We start from the raw sequence: 18992 nt of genomic DNA, 5'->3' as shown, positions 1-18992 counted from the left end.
AGGTCCACCTCGATGCCGACGAGGACGACGGCGGTCACGACGTGGGTGGCCAGACTCACCGAGCGGGTGGGCCGGCACACCGGTCCGCACACGGCCGACCGCATCGCGGCGGCGGTCGTGCTCGTCGCGTCCGCCCTCGCCCTCGTCGTGTCCGTCGGCTACGGCCTGCGCAGCGGTAACCAGATCGGCCCCGGCTTCTTCCCCGCCCTCGTCTCGGCCATGCTCGGCGTCCTGTCCGTGATCTGGCTCCTCCAGGGGAACGTCGCGGCACGCCGCCCCGTCACCGAGGACGACGACGCCACCGCGTCCACGGACGAGAGCATCGACGATGGCGGTCGGGTGCGGATCCTCTTCGTCGTGGTCTGGAGCGGCCTCACGGCGGCGTTCACCGAACGGCTCGGCATCGTTCCCGTCCTCACCGTGTACCTCACCGGCCTGCTCATCGTCGTGGCCCGCGCCCGCCCGGTCCGTAGCTTCGTGCTCTCGCTCGTCGGGACGCTGGTGGCCTGTTACGGCCTGCAGGTGCTCGGCATCTTCCTGCCCGATCCGTTCGGTCTGCTGACCGTGCTGACACGGTTGGGCATCGGACCATGAGCACCCTCGACCTTCTCCTCGCGGGTTTCGAGCACATCCTGACGCCCGCGAACCTGGCGTTCGCGATGCTGGGCTGCCTCCTCGGAATGCTGACCGGCGTCATCCCGGGATTCGGCCCTGCCGCGGCCACCTCACTGCTGCTGCCGCTCGCCTTCGTCGTCGGACCGACGGGGTCGACCATCATGATCGCGGCGATCTACTACGGGTCGATGTACGGCGGCACGATCACGTCGGTGCTGCTGAACGTTCCCGGCGAGGTCTCCTCGGTGGCGACCTGCATCGACGGCTACCAGATGACCAAGCAGGGCAAGGCGGGCAAGGCGCTGGCGATCGCCGCCGTCGGCTCGTTCGTCGGTGGCACCGTCGCGTTCGTGGGGCTGGTGTTCTCCACGCACTTCGCCAGCGTCGCGCTGGAGCTGCGTCCGCCCGAGCTCTTCGCGCTCAGCCTGCTGGCGCTGTCGCTCGTCGTCGCGCTCACCGGGCGCTCCGTCGTGAAGGGTCTCGTCGCCGCGGGCCTCGGCCTGTTCGTGGGCATCGTGGGACTCGACCCGGTGACGGGCACACCCAGGTTCACCGGAGGCGGCCTCGACCTGCAGGACGGCATCTCGTTCATCACGGTGGCGATCGGCATCATCGGCCTGGCGGAGATCCTGGAGAGCATCGGGCGCAAGGCCGCGATCGACTTCTCCGGCAACATCGGTCCGGTCCGCATGACGAGGCAGGACCTGAAGGAGTCGAGCGGCTCGATCGCCCGTGGCACCGTCCTCGGCTTCTTCTTCGGGCTCGTGCCCGGGTCACCGGCCGCCGCGGGGACGTTCATCTCCTACGTGATCGAGAAGCGGGTCTCGAAGCACCCGGAGCGGTTCGGCCGCGGCGCGATCCAGGGCGTCGCGGGACCGGAGACGACGAACAACGCGCTCGGCATGTCCAACTACATCCCGCTGCTCACCCTCGGCATCCCGTCGTCCACGACGATGGCGATCCTCCTCGGCGCGTTCACGATCAACGGACTCCAGCCCGGCCCGCTGCTCTTCGCGCAGCATCCCGACATCGCCTGGGGGCTCATCGCGAGCCTCTTCGTGTCCAACGTGATCCTGCTCGTGCTGAGCCTGCCGCTCGTCCGGGTGTGGGTGCACTTCCTGCGGATACCCACCCAGGTCCTGTACTGCGTGACGCTCGTGTTCATGACACTCGGCACGTACAGCATCAACAACAGCATGTTCGACGTGCTGGTCATGTGGATCGCCGGGCTGGTCGGCTTCGCCCTGCGGCGGATCGAGGTCCCTGTGGCCCCGCTCGCCCTCACGCTCGTGCTCGGACCGCTGCTGGAGTCGAACTTCCGCCGTGCGCTGTCGATCCAGCACGGCGACTACACCGGCCTCCTCGCCGGCCCGGTCTGCGTCGTGGCGTACGGCCTGCTCGGCGCGGTGGTGATCGCGAAGGTCGTCACCACGATCCGCGGGAGGAACGCACACCGATCCATCGCCTCGGCGTCGCAGGTCGACGACGAGGCACGAACGAGTGAGCTCGACAGAAACGGAGATCCGCAATGAAGCGATCCCTCACGGCGCTGCTGGCGTTGTGTCTCCTCGCCGCGGGCTGCGGCGGCGCGACAGGTGGCGGCGCGACGAAGGACGGTGCGGCCGCCTACCCACGCAAGGGCCAGACCGTCCAGATGATCGTCGGCTTCTCCCCGGGAGGCACGACCGACACGTGGGCCCGGGTACTCGCCGACGGCCTGAGCAAGGAGACCGGCGCACGGTTCCAGGTGGTCAACAAGCCCGGTGCCGGCACCCAGATCGCCCAGTCGTACATGCTCGGACAGCCCAAGAACGGTTCGACGATCTCCGTCATCGGCATGCCGAGCGGGCTCAACTACGTCTACACCGGCGAGAAGGCGCCGTTCGACCGCAGCGACTTCCTCCCGGTCGGTGCCCTCGGCTACACACCCAACACCCTCGTCGCCAGGACCGACTCGCCGTACAAGAGCCTGCAGGACGTGATCAAGGCCGCGAAGGCCAAGCCGGGCAAGCTCAACGCGGCGTTCGACGGCGCGGCCGACGACGCCGTCGTCTACAGCCAGCTCAAGAGCACGGAGGGCGTGACCTTCAACACGGTCACGTTCAACGGCGGGTCGGAGAAGGTCCAGGCGCTGATGGCGGGAGACGTGGACTTCTACTGCGGCGCACTGTCCGGCGTGATGCCCCAGGTCAAGTCGGGGAAGTTCCGCGTTCTCGCCGTGTTCGACGAGAAGCGCAGCACGCTCGTCCCCGACGCGCCCACCGCCAAGGAACAGGGCGTCGAGATCCTCTCGCCCAACAGGTTCGGGATCACGATGTCGAAGGGGACGCCGGAGAACATCAGAAAGGGACTCGAGGACGCCATGCGGAACGTCAGCAAGGATTCCGCCTATGCAAAGCGGAACGAGTCGACTTTCGTCGAGCGTCAGTTTCTCGACGGACCGAAGTTCATCGAGTTCTGGACAGACCAGGAGAAACTCGTCAAGACTGCGTCCAAGAACTTCGGAATTTAGCGACGAGCGGCGGCAGGCGTCCCGTCAACCCCTGCTGGTCGACGGGGCGCCGCCGGGCTCGTCCGTCCAGATCCGCAGCCGTACGTCGCGCGCGGCGCTGAAGTGCGACGCGGCGAGCTCACTCGCCAGGGTCATGTCCTGTCGCTCGATCGCGTCGACGATCGCGTCGTGCTCCTTGTTGGCCTCTTCCCACCGCCCGGGGTGCGAAAGGGTCGTCTTGGGGTATCTGGCCGAGACGTGATGGTTGAGCCGGTCGAGGATCTCGACGAGCGGACCGTTGTGGCCGGCCAGCCAGATGGCGCGGTGCAGCGCGCTGTTCGCGTCCGTGACGGCGTGCTCGTCGTCGGGCTCCAACGCCTCGAGGGCCGCCAACTGGTTCCGGAGGTTCATCACGTCGAGCGCGCTGCGGCGGGCGGCCGCCACCCGGGCGGCCATCGACTCGAGCACGATGCGGATCTCGTAGATGTCGAGTATCTCCTCGTGGCTGCGCTCACGCACGACGAGCCCGCGCTCGGTACGGCTGACGAGACCGTCCTGGTCGAGTCGGGTCAGCGCCTCTCTCACCGGCGTACGACTGACGCCGTACCACTCCGCCAGCGTCGCCTCGACGAGTGGTTGGCCGGGCTCCAGCTCACCCGTGATGATCGCCCGCTTCAGCCTCTCGTAGAGGGAGACCGATGAGTCGTCAGGCGGATAACCGCGAGCCTTCGGCCGAGGCGACATGAGCCCTCCCTCTCCGACACCAGATCGTTTCCTGCATTATAGGGAGTACGGTCGACGCATGCTCGGCCGGTCGCGACTTTCCGGCGAACCATTACCGTCCGAATAATCTGCGGCTGCCGAAATAGCGGGATTCCGGCGTCCGTGCATCCCTGGACTCAGGCCGTGAGGCCCGGGCCGGTCTCGCCGAGGTGCCGGGTCTGCTGGTTGCGTGCCCACGAGGTGCCGTACTCGGTGTCCTCGCAGGCGCGGGCGGCGGGTCCGAGGTGCAGCGGGCGGAACGTGTCGACCATGACGGCCATCTCGTCGGTCGACGGCTTGCCGATCGACGCCTCGACGCTGCCGGGCTGCGGGCCGTGGGTGACGCCACTGGGGTGCAGCGAGATCGAACCGATGTCGATGCCGGACCCCTTGCGCGCCGAGTAGTCGCCGCCGACGTAGAACATCATCTCGTCGGAGTCGACGTTGGCGTGGTTGTACGGGACGCGGACCGCGGTCTCGTCGAAGTCGAGGGTGCGCGGGCAGAACGAGCACACGACGAAGTTCGGTCCCTCGAACGTCTGGTGCACCGGCGGTGGCGCGTGGAACCGCTTCACGATCGGCTCGAAGTCGTTGATGTTGAAGACGTACGGGTACAGGTAGCCGTCCCAGCCCACCACGTCGAACGGGTGACCCGCATAGGTGAGCCTGGTGAGACCGGCGCGGTGGCGTACGAGCACCTGGGTCTCGCCCTCGTCGACCACCAGCGGCTCGGTCGGCGCGCGGAAGTCGCGCTCGGAGTACGGCGCGTGCTCGAGCATCTGGCCGTACTGCGACAGGTAGCGGCGCGGCGGGCGTACGTGACCGCGTGCCTCGAACGTCATGACCCGGGTCGTGTCGCCGTCGCTCGGGACGAGGCGGTACGTGGTCGATGCGGGGACGACGACGTAGTCGCCGGCGCCGACGTCCATCGCGCCGTACACGCTCTCGAACCGCGCGTCACCGGCCTGGACGTAGAGGATCTCGTGGCCGACCGCGTTGCGGTACAGCTCGTTGGGCCTGTCGGCCGCGACGAAGGAGATGCGGATGTCCTCGTTCGCGAACAGCAGCTGCCGGTCGGCGACGACATCGCCGCCCACCGGGAGGTTCTGCGTCTGGTAGCCGCGCGGGAGCAGCGGATAGTTCGGCTGGGTCTCGTCGAGGGCGGCCGGCCGCTCGACCGCCTCGGACTTGACGATCGCCGTCGGCAGGTTGACGTGGTACAGCAGCGACGCGTCGGAGGAGAAGCCCTCCTCGCCCATCAGCTCCTCGTTGTAGAGCCCCCCGTCGGGCTTGGCGAAGACCTGGTGCCGCTTGCGCGGCAGCTCCCCGACGGCACGGTAGTACGGCATGGTGTCCCCTCTCGACTGTCCCGGCACCGTGTTGGCTGCCACGGCGGTCTTGCGACAGCGTCGTCCCCCTCGGAGACTGCCGTCAACCGGCGGGCCCGCCGGTTGCTACCGTCGGCGGCATGCTGTTCGACGCTCTCGTGGACGATGCGGCGGTCTTCCCTCCGGGCAACGCCGCGATGCCTGCGGCGGTACGCAACCACGTACGACATGCCGGCACGCCGTGCGCGCACGTCGTCGGCAGGTTCTGCTGCCCGGGCACCCGGCTGCCCGAGTGCGCGGCCGAGCTGTCCGGTGACGCCCGGCTCGGCGTCTCCCTGATCGTCGACACCCACGCGGCCGACCTCGCCGCGATGCTCGAGTTCGCGGCCAGGAGCCGGCGGCCGGTGATCCAGGCGGTCGAGATGCGACTCCCTGCCGACGACGCCAAGCTCGGCCCGGCCGCACGGCGTCTCGTCGGCACGCTGCCCGACCTCCCGGCCTACGTCGAGGTACCCAGGCAGGCCGGCTGGCGCAACGTGCTCGACGTCCTCGCGTCCGCCGGCCGATACGCCAAGCTCCGCACCGGCGGCCCCACGCCCGACGCGTTCCCCGCGGCGGCGGGCGTCGCCGCGTTCATCCGCGGCTGCGTCGAACGCTCGCTGCCCTTCAAGTGCACGGCTGGCCTGCACCGCGCCCTGCGCTGGCAGGACCCGACCCTCGGCTGGCACCACGGTTTCGTCAACCTGCTCGGCGCCGTGCACGCCGCCGTCCAGGGCGGCACCACCGGCGACATCGTCGACCGCCTCGAGCAGACCCGCGCGGAGGGGGCCGTCGCCGCCCTCCCCACGGACGACGTCGACGTCAAGGCCGTCCGCAGCGCGTTCCACGGCTTCGGCTCGTGCAGTGTCGTCGAGCCGGTCGAGGACCTCCAACGCCTCGCCCTGATCTGAGGCGTGACGTCCGAAGGAGTGGTGGCCATCGCCACCGGCTGCTCGGACGCAAGGGACTCAGGGGCGCCCGTCGGGGCGTTCGATCGCCCGGGGCTGCTCGCCCTGGATACTGACGACGTCGGTGACCTGGTCGCGGAAGATCTGGAACGCCGGCAGGTGCGCGACCCGCTCACGCCCGTAGATGAAGGCGGCCGTCATCAGACTCGCCCACGGCGCCCAGGGGCCGGTGAGGCGCAGCGGGCCGGCGTCACCGAACGTGAGAACGAACGCGTACTGCGTCGGCTCGGCGAAGAACGACATGACGTTCGCGTACGGGAACTGGATCCACTGGCCCTCGAACATGGTGAGGACGCGCCGGTTGGTGATCGCGACGGCCGTCGGCACGTTGTAGCGCCACTGCGCGACACCCATCTGCTCCGCCCGGGCGCGCGCGTTGGAGTTGGAGACCGCGTTGCCGATCATGCCGGCCGCCACGAACGCCGGTGAGCCGAAGTAGAAGCCGGACGACTGCTGCGCCCGCACGTCCGTGCTGAAGTAGCGCGAGAACGTGAGCATGAGCTCGGCGTACGGCACCTCGCCTTCCTGCAGGATCATCATGCTGGGCCTGGGGACCAGCTCACCGCCCGAGGCGAGATGACGGTAGAGCTCGCAGGCCGCCTGCCATGCCTGGGCCGCCTCCGCCTGTACCTGGTCAGGGGGACCGCCCCGCCCGCTCTTCGCCACGCCCCACCTCCTACGCGAACCGCCGTCGCTCTCAGATTGCCATACGGACCCGTCGGGGGCACCCCCACCGTGCCCTGACCCGGTCGGGGTGCCCCGCACGGTCCGGTCGCGGCTCAGCTGTCCATCGCGAGCGGCAGCGCCGTACGCACCGACGTGCAGACGCCGTCGCTGGCGGTCGCCGCCGCGACCCGTTCGGGTGTCGGCGTGCCGTACCCCGTGGTGCGCTGACGCAGCGGCCGCCCGGCGACGTCGGCGATCGCGCGCAGGTCGGTGATCGTCTTGTACGACCCGTGGCCCGCGCCCGCCATCCGGCTGATGGTCTCCTCCATCAGCGTCCCGCCGAGATCGTTCACCCCGCCGTCGAGCACCTCTGCGCACAGCTCCGTACCGAGCTTCACCCAGGAGCACTGGATGTTGTCGATCAACCCGTGCAGCAGCAGCCGCGCGACCGCGTGGACGGCGCGGTTCTCCCGCGGCGTCGGGCCGGGGCGCGCGAGGCCGGCGAGGTAGATCGGCGCGCTGGTGTGGACGAACGGCAGCAGCACGAACTCGGTGAACCCGCGCCGGCCGGTCGACTCCAGCGCGCGGCGCTGCATGCCGGCGAGCAGCCGCAGGTGCGCGACCCAGTGCGCCGGCTCGTCGACGTGGCCGTACATCATCGTCGACGTCGTCGGGATGCCCAGCTCGTGCGCGGTGCCGATCACCTCGACCCAGGACGCCGTCGGCAGCTTGCCCTTGGTGAGCACCCACCGGACGTCGTCATCGAGGATCTCCGCGGCCGTACCCGGCAGCGAGTCGACGCCCGCCTCGCGCGCCCGCACCAGCCACTCGCGGATCGGCAGGTCGGTGCGCGACGCGCCGTTCACGACCTCCATCGGGCTGAACGCGTGCAGGTGGATGTCCGGCTGCCGGCGCTTCACCTCGGCGGCGAGGTCGAAGTACGCGGTGCCCGGCAGGTCGGGGTGGATGCCGCCCTGCATGCACACCTCGGTCGCGCCCGCCTGCCACGCCTCGTCGACCCGGTCGCCGACCTGCGACAGTGAGAGCGTGTACGCGTCTGCGTCGGTGCGGCGCTGCGCGAACGCGCAGAACCGGCAGCCGGTGTAGCAGACGTTGGTGAAGTTGATGTTGCGCGTGACGACGAACGTCACGTCGTCGCCGGCGACGTCGCGGCGCAGGCCGTCCGCGAGGCGCGTGAGCGCGTCGAGGTCGTCACCGTCGGCGTTCAGCAGCGCGAGCGCCTCGTCGTCACTGATGCCGGCCGGATCGCGCTCGGCGTGCCGCAGGGCGGCGCGGACATCGGCGTCGGCGCGGGTGGGCGAGCTGTGGATCCGGCCCGCCACCTCGTCCCAGTCGCCGTACACCGAGTCGAAGTCGCCGCGCCTGTCGTCGGTACGCCCGACGGTGTCGACCGTGACGTGCAGGTCGGTGCGCCCGGTACCGGCGTCGGCCGGCCAGCCGCCGTCGGGCTCCTGCCACGGCCGCCCCGTGACCACTGCATCGGAACGCGCCAACCCGGTCGCGGGGTCGGCGAGCGCCGCGACGTGCCCGGCCACCCGCGGGTCGAGCCACGGCTCGCCCGCGCGCACGTACTCGGGGTAGACGGTCAACCGCTCGCGCAGCTCGAACCCGCCCGCCGCCGTTCGCTCGGCGAGCTCGTCGATCTGCGGCCAGGCGTACTCGGGGTTCACGTGGTCAGGGGTGAGCGGCGACACCCCGCCCCAGTCGTCGATGCCGGCACGCAGCATGAGGTCGTACTCGTCGCCGATGAGGTTCGGCGGCGCCTGGATCCGCATCCGCGGACCGAGGACGAGTCGCGCGACCGCGATCGTGGCCGCGAGCTCCTGCAGGTCGGTATCGGGCGTGCGGCGCATCTTCGTGTCCGGCTTGGCACGGAAGTTCTGCACGATGACCTCCTGCACGCCGCCGTACGCCGTCGCGACCTTGCGGATCGCGAACAGCGACTCGGCGCGCTCGCGCAGGTTCTCGCCGATGCCGACGAGGATGCCGGTCGTGAACGGCACCGCGCTGCGGCCCGCGTCCTCGAGCACCCGCAGGCGTACGTCCGGATCCTTGTCCGGCGACCCGAAGTGCGGGCCGCCGCGCTCGGTGTACAACCGCCGCGCGGTCGTCTCCAGCATCATCCCCATCGACGGCGCGACCGGCTTCAGCCGCTGCAGGTCCTGCCAGGTGAGCACGCCAGGGTTGAGGTGCGGGAGCAGCCCGGTCTCCTCCAGCACCCGGATCGCCATCGCGCGGACGTACGAGAGCGTGTCGTCGTACCCCGCCTCGTCGAGCCACTCGCGCGCGGCGCGCCACCGGTCCTCCGGCCGGTCGCCGAGGGTGAACAGCGCCTCCTTGCAGCCGAGCGCCGCACCCTGCCTGGCGATCTCGAGCACCTCGTCGGGGCTCAGGTACGGGGCCGGCAGCTTGTGCGGCACGGTGACGAACGTGCAGTAGCCACAACGGTCCCGGCACAGCCGGGTGAGCGGGATGAACACCTTGCGGCTGTACGTCACCACGCCGGCGCGTCCGGCCGCGGCGAGGCCCGCGTCGCGAACGCGACTCGCGTGGCCGGTCAGCGTGTCGAGGTCGGCGTCACGCGCGTGCAGCAGCACGGTGACCTCGTCGACGTCGAGCGTCTTGCCGTCGCGTGCCCTGGCGAGGGCACGACGCATGGCGGACGCGTTCGGCTGGGGCGTGGAGGACGGGGCATCGGTCACCCTCGGCACACTAGGTCGGCGATCACCGACGCGACCAGGGTCGCGCCTGCTGCATGGGTACGAGGTCGCGGCGGACGGCGCACGCACCGGTGTCCGCGCTGCTCAACGCCTTGTACGCACTTGCGATCTCGCCACGTGAGCGGTATTACCTAAAGATGGCGTCGGTGGTGGGCAAGCGGGTCGGCGGACGCACGTACTACTACCTGGCGGAGTCCGCGCGGGTACGCGGCGAGCCCCGCATCGTGTCGCAGCGATACCTCGGCAGCGCCGACGACATCGCGGCGGCGGTGCGAGCGAGGCCCGGCGGTGCACCTGTCGACAGCACGCACCTGGCGTTCGGCGACGTCGCCGCCGGGTGGCGGGTGCTGACCGACCTCGGCCTGCCGGACCTCGTGGACGGCATCGTGGGTAGGCAGCGCGCGGAGGTGTCGGCGGGCACGTACCTCGCGCTCGCCGTCCTGCACCGCCTCGTCGCGCCCGGGTCCGAGACCGGCCTCGCCGCATGGTGGCCGACGACGGCGGCGCCGCGGTTCGTCCGCCCACGCCTGCCCGCCGCCGCACTGGAACGCCGTCGCGTACGGCGCGCGCTCGGGCGGCTCGCGGGCGGTCATCGCGAGGACATCGAGGCAGCACTGCTGGTGCGGGTGCGGAACGAGCTGGGCAGCCACGGACCGTCACTCGTGCTCGACCTGCCCGGTTTCGCGACGTTCCTCGACGGCACGAATCCGCACGCCGACGCCGACCCGTCGCCCCATGGCGACCGCGGGCCGCGCGCTCGGATGGCCGGGCTGGCCGTGGTCGTGACCCTCGACGGCGCGGTGCCGCTGGTCGCCCGCTCGTACCAGCACCTGCGCGGCGACGACACGTCGTTCCCGGCCCTGACGGCCGAGCTGACCGACCGCTTCCGCGCCGCCCTCGGCGGCGACACCCCGCTCACCGTGGTCACCGGCGCCGACCAGGCGGCGCCGCAGAACCACGCGGGCGGGCCGCACTTCGTCGGGCCGCTCCCGTCGAGCGAGCACCCGGACCTCATCGCCGCCCGCCTCACCGTCCCGCGCGCCGTGAACCCCGCACACCTGCCCGGGGTGACCGCGCTCGACGGCCGCGCGCGCGTCGCAGGCGTCGACCGGCGCGTCATCCGCGTGCACTCGACCAACCTGCAGGCCGCGCAGACCCGCGCCCTCGCGCAGGACCTCGCCCACGCGACGCGCCGGCTCGACGAGCTCGCCTCCGCCCTGCGCCTCGGCGTCGTCGACAGGCCCCGCGCCGAGATCGCCGCGGAGGTCGCACGCATCGCGCGGTTCCGATGGAGCGACCGGGTGCTCTCCACCCGCCTCGACCGGACGTCGGGAGGCGGCCTCACACTCACCTGGCACGTGGACGAGCGCGCGTACGCCCGGCTGCGCAGCGAGCTGTTCGGCAAGCAGCTGCTGACGACGGACCACGACGACTGGTCGGTGCCGCAGGTGATCACCGCGTACCGGGCGAGATACCACCTGGAGTCGACGCTGACCCACCTCGGCGGCCCCCTGGTGCCTGCGCCGACGCCTGCCTGGCGCTGGACCGACGACGACGTCGAGGTGCACGGCCTCGTCACGGTACTGGCGACGACCGTCGCCCACCTGATGCGGCGCCGCGCCCAGCGCGTCGGCCTCGACCTGTCCGTCCGCGAGCTCTTCCGCCGGCTCGCCGACGTCGAGGAGACCAGGCTCCGCTACCCGTCGACGGGTGGCCGCCCCCGCACCCGCCACGTCCTCGCCGAGCACGGCGACACCGCCCGCAGCCTCGTCGACCTGTTCGACCTGACCGCCTACGCCCCCCGGAGCTGACCGGCGACAGGCGTCACACGTACTGCCGGTTGCGCAGTGCCTTGCCGGCCGCCATGCACCCGACCAGGCTCACCAGCGCGACGAGGACGAAGAGGACACCCACGATCCACGGCTGCTGACCAGACGCGGTGAACACGGCCTGCGTGATGAGCGGCATGAAGCCGGCGAGCACACCGCCGAGGTTGTACGACACCGCGACGCCGCTGTACCTCGTCTCGGACGGGAACAGCGACGACAGCAACGTCCCGATGGGCGCGTAGGTGATGGACATCATGACGGTGCCGAGGATGATCCCGCCCACCACGAGCGCGGAGACACGCGTGTCGATGAGGGCGACCGCGGGGACCGCGACGATCGCCGAGAGCAGCGCACCCACCGTGCACACCCGCACGTGCGAGTAGCGGTCGGCGAGGCGGCCGAAGACCACCAGGACGATGCACTCCACGGCCCGACCCGCCGTGACCGCTCCGAGCAGCAGCGTGGCGGACAGGCCGAGATGGTCGGTGCCGTAGCTGACCATGAAGGTGAGATAGAGGTAAGGCCCCGCGATGACGACGAACGGCGCGGCGACCCCGATGGCCATCCGTGCCGGCGCGTCACGCAGCAACGCGACCAGGGGGAGCCGCTGGGCGCGCTGCTCCACGAGCGCGCGGTGGAACAGCGGGCTCTCCTCGATCCGCAACCGGAGGTAGAGGGCGATGCCGAGAAGGGGGAAGGCGAAGAGGAAGGGGATGCGCCAGCCCCAGGAGACGAACTGGGCATGCGGCAGCAGCTGTGCGATCGCGATCGCCACGGTCGCGACGATGGCGCCGACGGGCGCGCCCTGCTGCACCCAGGACGCGTACCTGTTGCGCCTGGCCGCGGGTGCATGCTCGATCGTGAGGAGGGCGGCACCGCCCCATTCGCCGCCGATCGAGAGACCCTGCACGAACCGCAGCACGGTGACGATGATCGGCGCGGCCACACCGATGGAGGCGTAGGTCGGGAGCAGACCGATCACTCCCGTGCAGGTGCTCATCATGACCACCGTGACGATGAGCATGGACTTCCGGCCGTACCGGTCTCCCAGGTGGCCGAAGACGATCGCGCCCAGTGGGCGAGCGACGAATCCCACGGCGAACGACCCGAAGGCAGCCGTCGTCCCCACCGCCGGCGAGAGCGACGGGAAGAACAGCTCGTTGAAGATCAGCGCCGTGAGGAGTCCGTAGAGGAAGAAGTCGTACCACTCGATCACGGTGCCGATGAACGAGGCGGCCGCGATGCGACGGATCTCGCTCTCCGACGTGCCGGTTGCGCTGGCATCGGTGCTCTGCATGGCGTCGCACCCTCTCTGCCCCCGTTGAACGGTCAGGCGGTGGTCACGTACGTGGCACGAGCGCGAGCTGCTCGATCGCATGGGCGAGGAGGAGCGTGCGGTCGAAGAGGCTCTCCAACTCCAGGTACTCCTCGGACGAGTGAGCCCGGCCCCCGATGCCACCCAGTCCGTCGATCACCGGCACCCCGCAGCCGGCGATGGTGTTGCCGTCGGACGCCGCACCCGACAGGTCGAACGTGATGGCCTGCCCGGCGACCTCTCCCGCACGTTGGTAGGCGTCGAGGAGTCGTTGGGTGCCGTCCCGAGGCGCCATCGGCGGACGGTGGAATCCGCCGGTGAGCCTGATGTCCGTGCCGGGCTCCCGGCGGACCGCACAGATCTCGGCGAGCCTCTGCTCGATGCGTCGCTGCTCGGACACGTCGGGAACCCTGACGTCGAGCTTGCAGGAGGCGTGCTCCGGGATGACGTACGCCGCCGTGCCGCCCGCGATGATCCCGGCGTTGACGGTCGTGCCGGTCTCCTTCGACGCCAGCGCCTCGGCCTCGAGCACCAGGGCGCAGAGCTCGCGGTTCGCGGAGATGCCGCGCTCCGGTTCCTGGCCGGCGTGCGCGGCCCTGCCGGTGACGGCGACGTCGAAGATGGCGACGCCCTTGCGTCGCACGACGGCGGTGCCGTCCGGCTCCGACGGCTCGAGCACGAACGCCTGGTCGCATCCCTCGAGCAGGCCGGGTATCAGGTTCCGTGACTCGGGCGACCCGGGCTCCTCGTCGGTGTTGTAGAACATCCGCACCGGCAACGGGATCCCACCGGTCTCGTGCAACGCCCGCAGGGCGTAGACGAGCGCGACGTCGCCCGACTTCATGTCGATGACACCAGGCCCGTACGCACGGGGACCGTCGATGCTGAAGCCCCAACCGGTGCCGAGTGGGAACACGGTGTCAACGTGTCCGACGGCGAACAGCCGGCTCCCGTCGGCGTCGCCGCCGTCCGCGACGAGATGCTCGCCGTACCGTTCCGAGGGCAGCCGGCGGACGTCGAAGGACAGGTCCGCCAGCCGCTCGCCCAGCAGGGTGGCGACCTCGGTCGTCCCCTTGGGATGGTCGGTCGGACTCTCGATGTCGACGAGGGTGCGGAGGAGGTCGACCATCTCCTCTCGACGGTCGGCGACGAAGTCGCGCAGGGCATCGACTCGGGAGCGTGTGGTGTTCACCGGCACTGCCTTCCGTCGGTTGGGCATCGCGTCAGTGGTGGTCGCCGACGCGGACGAAGTACTGCCTGGCGACCGTCGCGATCAGGGTCACGTATGCGATCGCGGCGTCGAGAGGTACGCCGTCGTCGCCGACGAAGCCGTCCTCCTCGAGTCCTCCGTTGACGCAGCCGAGGTCGAGGGCGCGGCGCAGCATGCGCTCGACCTCGTCCCCGGTGACGAGCAGGTCGGGCCGCTCGGCGAGGCAGGCGAGAGCGGCGGTGATCGCGTAACCGCCGTAGTTGGACACGGCACACGGGACGACGAGGTCCGTGCCCTGCGCCGTGACGATGCCGTCACCACACCCGCACCGGCACGTCTCGCCACGAGGGACGAGCGACCGGATCAGCGGAGCGATGCCGCCGAAGCCGATCTCGTTGCCGTTGTCGCCGATGCCGACGGTGTAGCCGCCCTGCCGGCGGATCGCCTCGATGCAGGTCTCGGCCCACGGGTCGCCGGTGACGACGGCGTTGCCGCCGACCGTATGGCGTACGCCCCTGCTGTTCACGCCGAGCTTCTCGATCGCGATCCCGAGGGAGACTCCGCTCGCGAACGCGAGCGCTTCCTCCTCGGTCTCGTGACTCGACGAGTCGAGCACGTCGATGTCGTCCTCACCGATCACCTGCGCGACTCCGCGCACGACCCCGGTGATCTCCGGCTCGGTGACGATGGTCGTGGTGTAGCCGAGGCGGTTCAGCGCGCGGGCGAGCACCACGGCTCCGAGCGGCCCGTCGGTCTCACCGTGCGGCATGTAGTCGGGGATGAACAGCCCGGTGAAGATCGCGACACGCACCCCGGGGCGGTACAGGATCTCGGCCGCCGCCTGCCTGGACAGGGCGGCGGCTCCGCTGGGGCGGGCGAGTCGGTAGAGGTGGGGGATGACGCCCTGGGTGAGGCCGTACGGTCGCATCTCGAGCTGGAGCAGGTGGTCGAGGTTCTCGAACGTGGCGTCGCCGACCGGCTGACCGGCGAAATGGGTGATGGTCGTGCTCACGTGTCCGCCCGTCGGTCGGTGATGAACATGCAACCCGGGTAGTGCGTCACCATCAGGCTGGGCCGTGACCGTTCGCAGACGAGTTGCGGCGTGACCCCGCAGGCCCAGAACACCGGGACGTCGCCTGGACGCACGATCGGCGGGTCGCCGAAGTCGGGCCGGTCGAGATCGATCCCGAGCTGCGCCGGGTCACCGACCTGGACGGGTGCGCCGTGTGCCTCCGGCAGCCGGGCGGTGACCTCGACGGCGAGCGGGACCAGCGCGGCCGGGATGCTCCGCATGGTGACCACGAGCGGGCCGTGGAACCTGCCCACGGGTACGCACCGGCGCGAGGTCACGTACATCGGGCAGGTCTGCCCCGCCTCGAGATGGCGTACCGGCACGCCCGCACTGACGAGCGCGTCCTCGAAGGTCACGGAGCAGCCGAGCAGCATGCCGACGAGGTCGGGGCGCCACCAGGCCGTGATGTCGGTCGGTTCGTCGCGGACGACGCCGTCGGTGAACACGCGGTAGCGCGGCAGGTCGGTGCGCAGGTCCGAGCCCGGTGCGTCCGGCGCCTCGAGCACACCGGGTTCCGTCACCCCGACCAGCGGACACGGCTTCGGGTTGCGCTGGCAGAAGATGAGGAACTCCAGCGCCTCGTCGCGGGGCAGGATCACCAGGTTGGCCTGCAGCCGCCCGGGCGCCATCCCACCCGTCGGCTCCGTCCAGCGGCCGGCGCGGAACGCCTCGCGCAGCCCCGCAGGCTCGAGCGTCCTGACCTGCTCGGGACTGAGGCGTGCGCCAGCGGTGACGGTCATCTGCACCTCCCGGCCTGGACGTTCGACCGGTTATATCATTGATCCAATATTTGGCTCAAGACCAGCGCTCTTCTCCTTCGCCGGTTCGGCCGTCTCTCCATATGCTGCAGCGATGTCCGTCATAGGCGGGTTCAGATATTGGATCAAGTCTTGTAGGCTGCCGGCCATGACCCCGTCCGATCTCCCCTTCTCCGCAGGCGAGTCCGCCGGTGCGCGGGCCTTCCAGACGAAGGCGGAGTTCGCCTACCAGCGGCTCCGCGAGCTCGTCCTGACCGGCGAGCTGGCTCCCGGAGCCCGGCTCGACCAGGACCAGCTCGCCGAGTCGCTCGCGGTGAGCCGGATGCCGCTGCGCCAGGCGCTGCTCAAGCTCGAGAGCGACGGGCTCATCCAGCTGCGCCCGCACCACTCCGCGATCGTCGCGCCCCTCTCGCACAACGCGATCGAGGAGCTCTACGCGATGCGCCGCGCGCTGGAGGGCATGCTCGCGGCCGCGGGCGGCGACAAGCTCGACGACCGGGCGTTCGCGACGCTCGACGCCCTCCTCGGCTACATGGCCGCGGCCACCGTCGCCGCCGACTGGCGGCGGTTCGTGACACTCGACCGCGCGTTCCACCGCACGATCTACGAGGGGTCCGGCTACAGCAGGGCCGTCGCCGAGGTCGAGCGACTGCGCGACGCGTCCGACCGCTACATCCTCGCGTTCGCCTCGTACCGCGACGGCGCGTCGAGCTCGCTGAGCGAGCACGACGCCATCCTGAACGCCTGCCGCCGCCGCGACGCCGAGGAGGTGCGCGCCCTGACCGACGCGCACATCGCCCGCGGGGCGACGGTGATGTTGCAGCTCGCCGACGAGGGCGCGACCGTGGGCGCCGACGGCGCAGCCGCACAGACCGACGGCGACCTGACACGTGACGACAGCGCCTGAGGAGGCTGCCTGATGACCATCGAGATCGCGCGACGCCCGCTCCGCGTCGATCGCCTGCAGCTGCCCGAACGAGCCGACCAGATCGGCATGTCGGTGGGCGAAGCCGAGCGAGCGTTCGAGATCTTCGCCGACGGTCAGCAGCTGCTGAACCTCACGTACGCCGACACCAAGCGCTACCCGCCGCCGTCGTGGGTCGTCCCCGACTTCGTCCGGGCGGCCGAGGGCGGCGCCGAGGCCTACACGCCCTACCGCGGCAGCAGGATCGTCCGCGCCGACGTGGCCGACTCGATCACGCGCTTCCTCGGCATCGCGATCGACCCGGACACCGACCTGGCGCTGACACCAGGCACCCAGGCCGGACTGTTCGGCGCCGTCTCCGCGCTGGTCGAGGAGGGCGACCGGGTCGCACTCCTCGACCCCGAGTACCTCTCGACGGAGCGGATGCTGCGCTTCTGCGGCGCCGAGGTCGTCCACGTCGCGCTCGAGCTGACCCCGCAGGGGCCCGTCGTCGACCTCGACGCCCTGGAGTCGGCGGCCCGGGCCGGGCTGCGCCTGCTCGTGCTCTCGCACCCCAACAACCCGACCGGCGCCGTCTACGACGACGCCACGGTGCGCAGGATCGGCGAGATCGCGCTCGCACACGACGTCGTCGTCCTCGTCGACCAGCTCTACTCGCGACTCGTCTACGACGGCCGCCCGTTCCACCACCTGACCGCGCTCCCCGGCATGAGGGAGCGCACGATCACGCTGCTCGGCCCGTCGAAGACGGAGCAGATGTCCGGCTTCCGGGTGGGCTGCGTCGTCGCGCCACCCGAGGTGCTGAACCGGATCGAGGACGTCCAGTCGATCACCGCGATCCGCGCTCCCGCCTACGCGCAGCACATCCTGCGCCGCTGGCTCCGCGAGGACACCGAGTTCCTCGAGCAGCGCATCGAGGAGTACCAGGCGGTCCGCGACATGGCGTACGAACGGCTGAGCGCGCTCGACATGGTGGAGATCCACCGCGCCCAGGGCACGTCGTACATGTTCCCCAGCGTGAAGGCACTCGGCCGCTCCGACCAGGACGTCGCACGGATCCTGCTGGAGCAGGCGCGCGTGATCGTCAACCCCGGCTACCAGTTCGGTCCCCGTGGCGTCGGATCGTTTCGCATCTGCTTCGCCCAGGAGGAGAGCGTGTGGTCGGTGACCCTCGACCGCATCGCCGACACCCTGACCGGCATCGCCGAAGGCCGCCTCTGAGCACGTCCTCATGGGTCGCGACCAACAGCAACCCGTGAGGGGCACCCTCACCGTGTTCTGGCCCGGTGAGGGTGCCCTTCACCAGGTATGCGGCTGGGGTGCCGCCGGCGCTCAGACCTGTGCGAGCACCTCGGCGGCCAGGTACTCCAGGTGGTCGTGGTCGGCCAGGTCGAGCACCTGGAGGTAGACGCGCGAGGCGCCCGCGCCGGCGTAGGCGCCGATCCGGTCGACGATCTCGGCTCCCGTACCGACGAGCCCGGTGACAGCCGCATCGGCGCGGTCGCGTCCGGCGAACTCCAGGCGGCGGGTCACCGTCGCGTCGTCCTTGCCGGCGAAGACCGGCAGCGCGACCGAGTAGATGAGCGTCGACGGATCGCGGTCGATCGCCTCGCACGCCTGGTGCACGCGCGCGTACTGCTGCTGCGTGCGCTCGACCGTCATGAAGTTCGCGTTGAACTCGTCGGCGTACGACGCCGCGAGCGCCGGTGTCCGGGTCCTGCCGCTCCCGCCGATGATCACCGGCGGATGCGGTCGCTGGGTCGGCTTGGGCAGCCCGGGTGACCCGCTGACCTCGTGGTGCGTGCCGCGATAGCCGAAGGTCTCACCGGTCGGGTTGTCCCACAGTCCCAGCACGATCGCGAGCTGCTCCTCCAGCCGGTCGAACCGCTCCCGGATGTCGGGGAACGGGATCGCGTACGCCTGGTGCTCCGCCGCGAACCAGCCGGCGCCGAGCCCCAGCTCGACGCGCCCGCCGCTCATCTGGTCGACCTGCGCCACCGCGATGGCGAGCGGTCCCGGGTGCCGGAACGTCGCCGAGGTGACCAGGGTGCCGAGCCTGATCCGCTCGGTCTCCCTGGCGAGGCCCGCGAGCGTGACCCACGAGTCGGTAGGCCCGGGCAGCGGGTCGACGCCCCCCATGTGCAGGTAGTGGTCGGACCGGAAGAACGCGTCGAACCCGAGCTCCTCGGTCGCCTTGGCGACCCGGAGCTGGTCGTCGTAAGTGGCGCCCTGCTGCGGCTCGATGAAGATGCGAAGATCCATGCCGCCATCCT

At 70.6% G+C, this 18992-nt stretch carries 16 protein-coding genes; 7 read left to right on the top strand and 9 right to left on the bottom strand.

Annotation, left to right across the window (positions count from 1 at the left end; all coding sequences use genetic code 11):
- The first annotated feature begins 12 nt into the window (after positions 1-12).
- From GEV10_12430 to GEV10_12420, 3 genes are read left to right on the top strand one after another with little or no spacing between them, the layout of a single operon-like run.
- On the top strand, positions 13-594 hold the full coding sequence (locus GEV10_12430; GenBank protein ID MQA79263.1) for a hypothetical protein: 582 nt from the start codon (positions 13-15) through the stop codon (positions 592-594).
- Positions 591-2147 carry a tripartite tricarboxylate transporter permease gene (locus GEV10_12425; GenBank protein ID MQA79262.1) on the top strand — a complete coding sequence of 519 codons (1557 nt, stop codon included), beginning with the start codon at positions 591-593 and terminating at the stop codon, positions 2145-2147. The genes GEV10_12430 and GEV10_12425 overlap by 4 nt, the downstream gene beginning before the upstream one ends.
- Positions 2144-3127, top strand: coding sequence for a hypothetical protein (locus GEV10_12420; protein MQA79261.1), 984 nt, complete (start codon positions 2144-2146; stop codon positions 3125-3127). Before GEV10_12425 ends, GEV10_12420 begins: the two co-directional genes overlap by 4 nt.
- Positions 3128-3151: 24 nt before the next feature.
- Here the strand turns inward: GEV10_12420 and GEV10_12415 are convergent, their stop codons facing one another.
- Positions 3152-3850: an FCD domain-containing protein gene (locus tag GEV10_12415; GenBank protein ID MQA79260.1), complete on the bottom strand. Its 699-nt coding sequence runs from the start codon at positions 3848-3850 to the stop codon at positions 3152-3154.
- Positions 3851-4005: 155 nt separating this feature from the next.
- Positions 4006-5217, bottom strand: coding sequence for a homogentisate 1,2-dioxygenase (locus GEV10_12410; protein MQA79259.1), 1212 nt, complete (start codon positions 5215-5217; stop codon positions 4006-4008).
- A gap of 119 nt (positions 5218-5336) precedes the next feature.
- On the opposite strand from GEV10_12410, the gene GEV10_12405 reads away from it, so the two are divergent.
- On the top strand, positions 5337-6146 hold the full coding sequence (locus GEV10_12405; GenBank protein MQA79258.1) for a hypothetical protein: 810 nt from the start codon (positions 5337-5339) through the stop codon (positions 6144-6146).
- A 57-nt stretch (positions 6147-6203) separates the two neighbouring features.
- Here the strand turns inward: GEV10_12405 and GEV10_12400 are convergent, their stop codons facing one another.
- Positions 6204-6869: a hypothetical protein gene (locus GEV10_12400; protein ID MQA79257.1), complete on the bottom strand. Its 666-nt coding sequence runs from the start codon at positions 6867-6869 to the stop codon at positions 6204-6206.
- A gap of 113 nt (positions 6870-6982) precedes the next feature.
- Positions 6983-9592, bottom strand: a complete 2610-nt coding sequence (locus tag GEV10_12395) for a 7,8-didemethyl-8-hydroxy-5-deazariboflavin synthase (GenBank protein MQA79256.1) — start codon at positions 9590-9592, stop codon at positions 6983-6985.
- A gap of 155 nt (positions 9593-9747) precedes the next feature.
- Between GEV10_12395 and GEV10_12390 the strand changes: the two genes are divergently transcribed.
- On the top strand, positions 9748-11421 hold the full coding sequence (locus tag GEV10_12390) for a transposase (GenBank protein ID MQA79255.1): 1674 nt from the start codon (positions 9748-9750) through the stop codon (positions 11419-11421).
- A 13-nt stretch (positions 11422-11434) separates the two neighbouring features.
- On the opposite strand, the gene GEV10_12385 is transcribed toward GEV10_12390, so the two are convergent.
- Genes GEV10_12385 through GEV10_12370 form a run of 4 tightly spaced genes read right to left on the bottom strand, consistent with a single transcriptional unit; the run spans position 11435 to position 15776 of the window.
- The gene (locus GEV10_12385; GenBank protein MQA79254.1) at positions 11435-12736 is read right to left on the bottom strand and encodes an MFS transporter; all 1302 of its coding nucleotides are present in this window, start codon (positions 12734-12736) and stop codon (positions 11435-11437) included.
- A 43-nt stretch (positions 12737-12779) separates the two neighbouring features.
- Entirely contained in the window at positions 12780-13973 is a 1194-nt protein-coding gene (locus GEV10_12380) for a M20/M25/M40 family metallo-hydrolase (GenBank protein ID MQA79253.1), read from the bottom strand.
- Positions 13974-13977: 4 nt separating this feature from the next.
- A complete protein-coding gene (locus GEV10_12375; protein ID MQA79252.1) occupies positions 13978-14976 on the bottom strand; it encodes a DUF4392 domain-containing protein in 999 nt (332 codons plus the stop codon).
- Entirely contained in the window at positions 14973-15776 is an 804-nt protein-coding gene (locus GEV10_12370) for a putative hydro-lyase (protein ID MQA79251.1), read from the bottom strand. Before GEV10_12370 ends, GEV10_12375 begins: the two co-directional genes overlap by 4 nt.
- Before the next feature lie 112 nt (positions 15777-15888).
- Between GEV10_12370 and GEV10_12365 the strand changes: the two genes are divergently transcribed.
- Both GEV10_12365 and GEV10_12360 read left to right on the top strand, forming a co-directional pair.
- The gene (locus tag GEV10_12365; protein MQA79250.1) at positions 15889-16701 is read left to right on the top strand and encodes an FCD domain-containing protein; all 813 of its coding nucleotides are present in this window, start codon (positions 15889-15891) and stop codon (positions 16699-16701) included.
- A gap of 12 nt (positions 16702-16713) precedes the next feature.
- Positions 16714-17940 carry an aminotransferase class I/II-fold pyridoxal phosphate-dependent enzyme gene (locus tag GEV10_12360; GenBank protein ID MQA79249.1) on the top strand — a complete coding sequence of 409 codons (1227 nt, stop codon included), beginning with the start codon at positions 16714-16716 and terminating at the stop codon, positions 17938-17940.
- A 111-nt stretch (positions 17941-18051) separates the two neighbouring features.
- On the opposite strand, the gene GEV10_12355 is transcribed toward GEV10_12360, so the two are convergent.
- On the bottom strand, positions 18052-18981 hold the full coding sequence (locus tag GEV10_12355) for a TIGR03560 family F420-dependent LLM class oxidoreductase (GenBank protein MQA79248.1): 930 nt from the start codon (positions 18979-18981) through the stop codon (positions 18052-18054).
- Positions 18982-18992: the final 11 nt, after the last annotated feature.

The sequence above is a fragment of the Streptosporangiales bacterium genome (genome assembly GCA_009379955.1).
Classification (GTDB): Bacteria; Actinomycetota; Actinomycetes; order Streptosporangiales; family WHST01; genus WHST01.
This window is presented reverse-complemented; position numbering and strand designations above follow the sequence as displayed.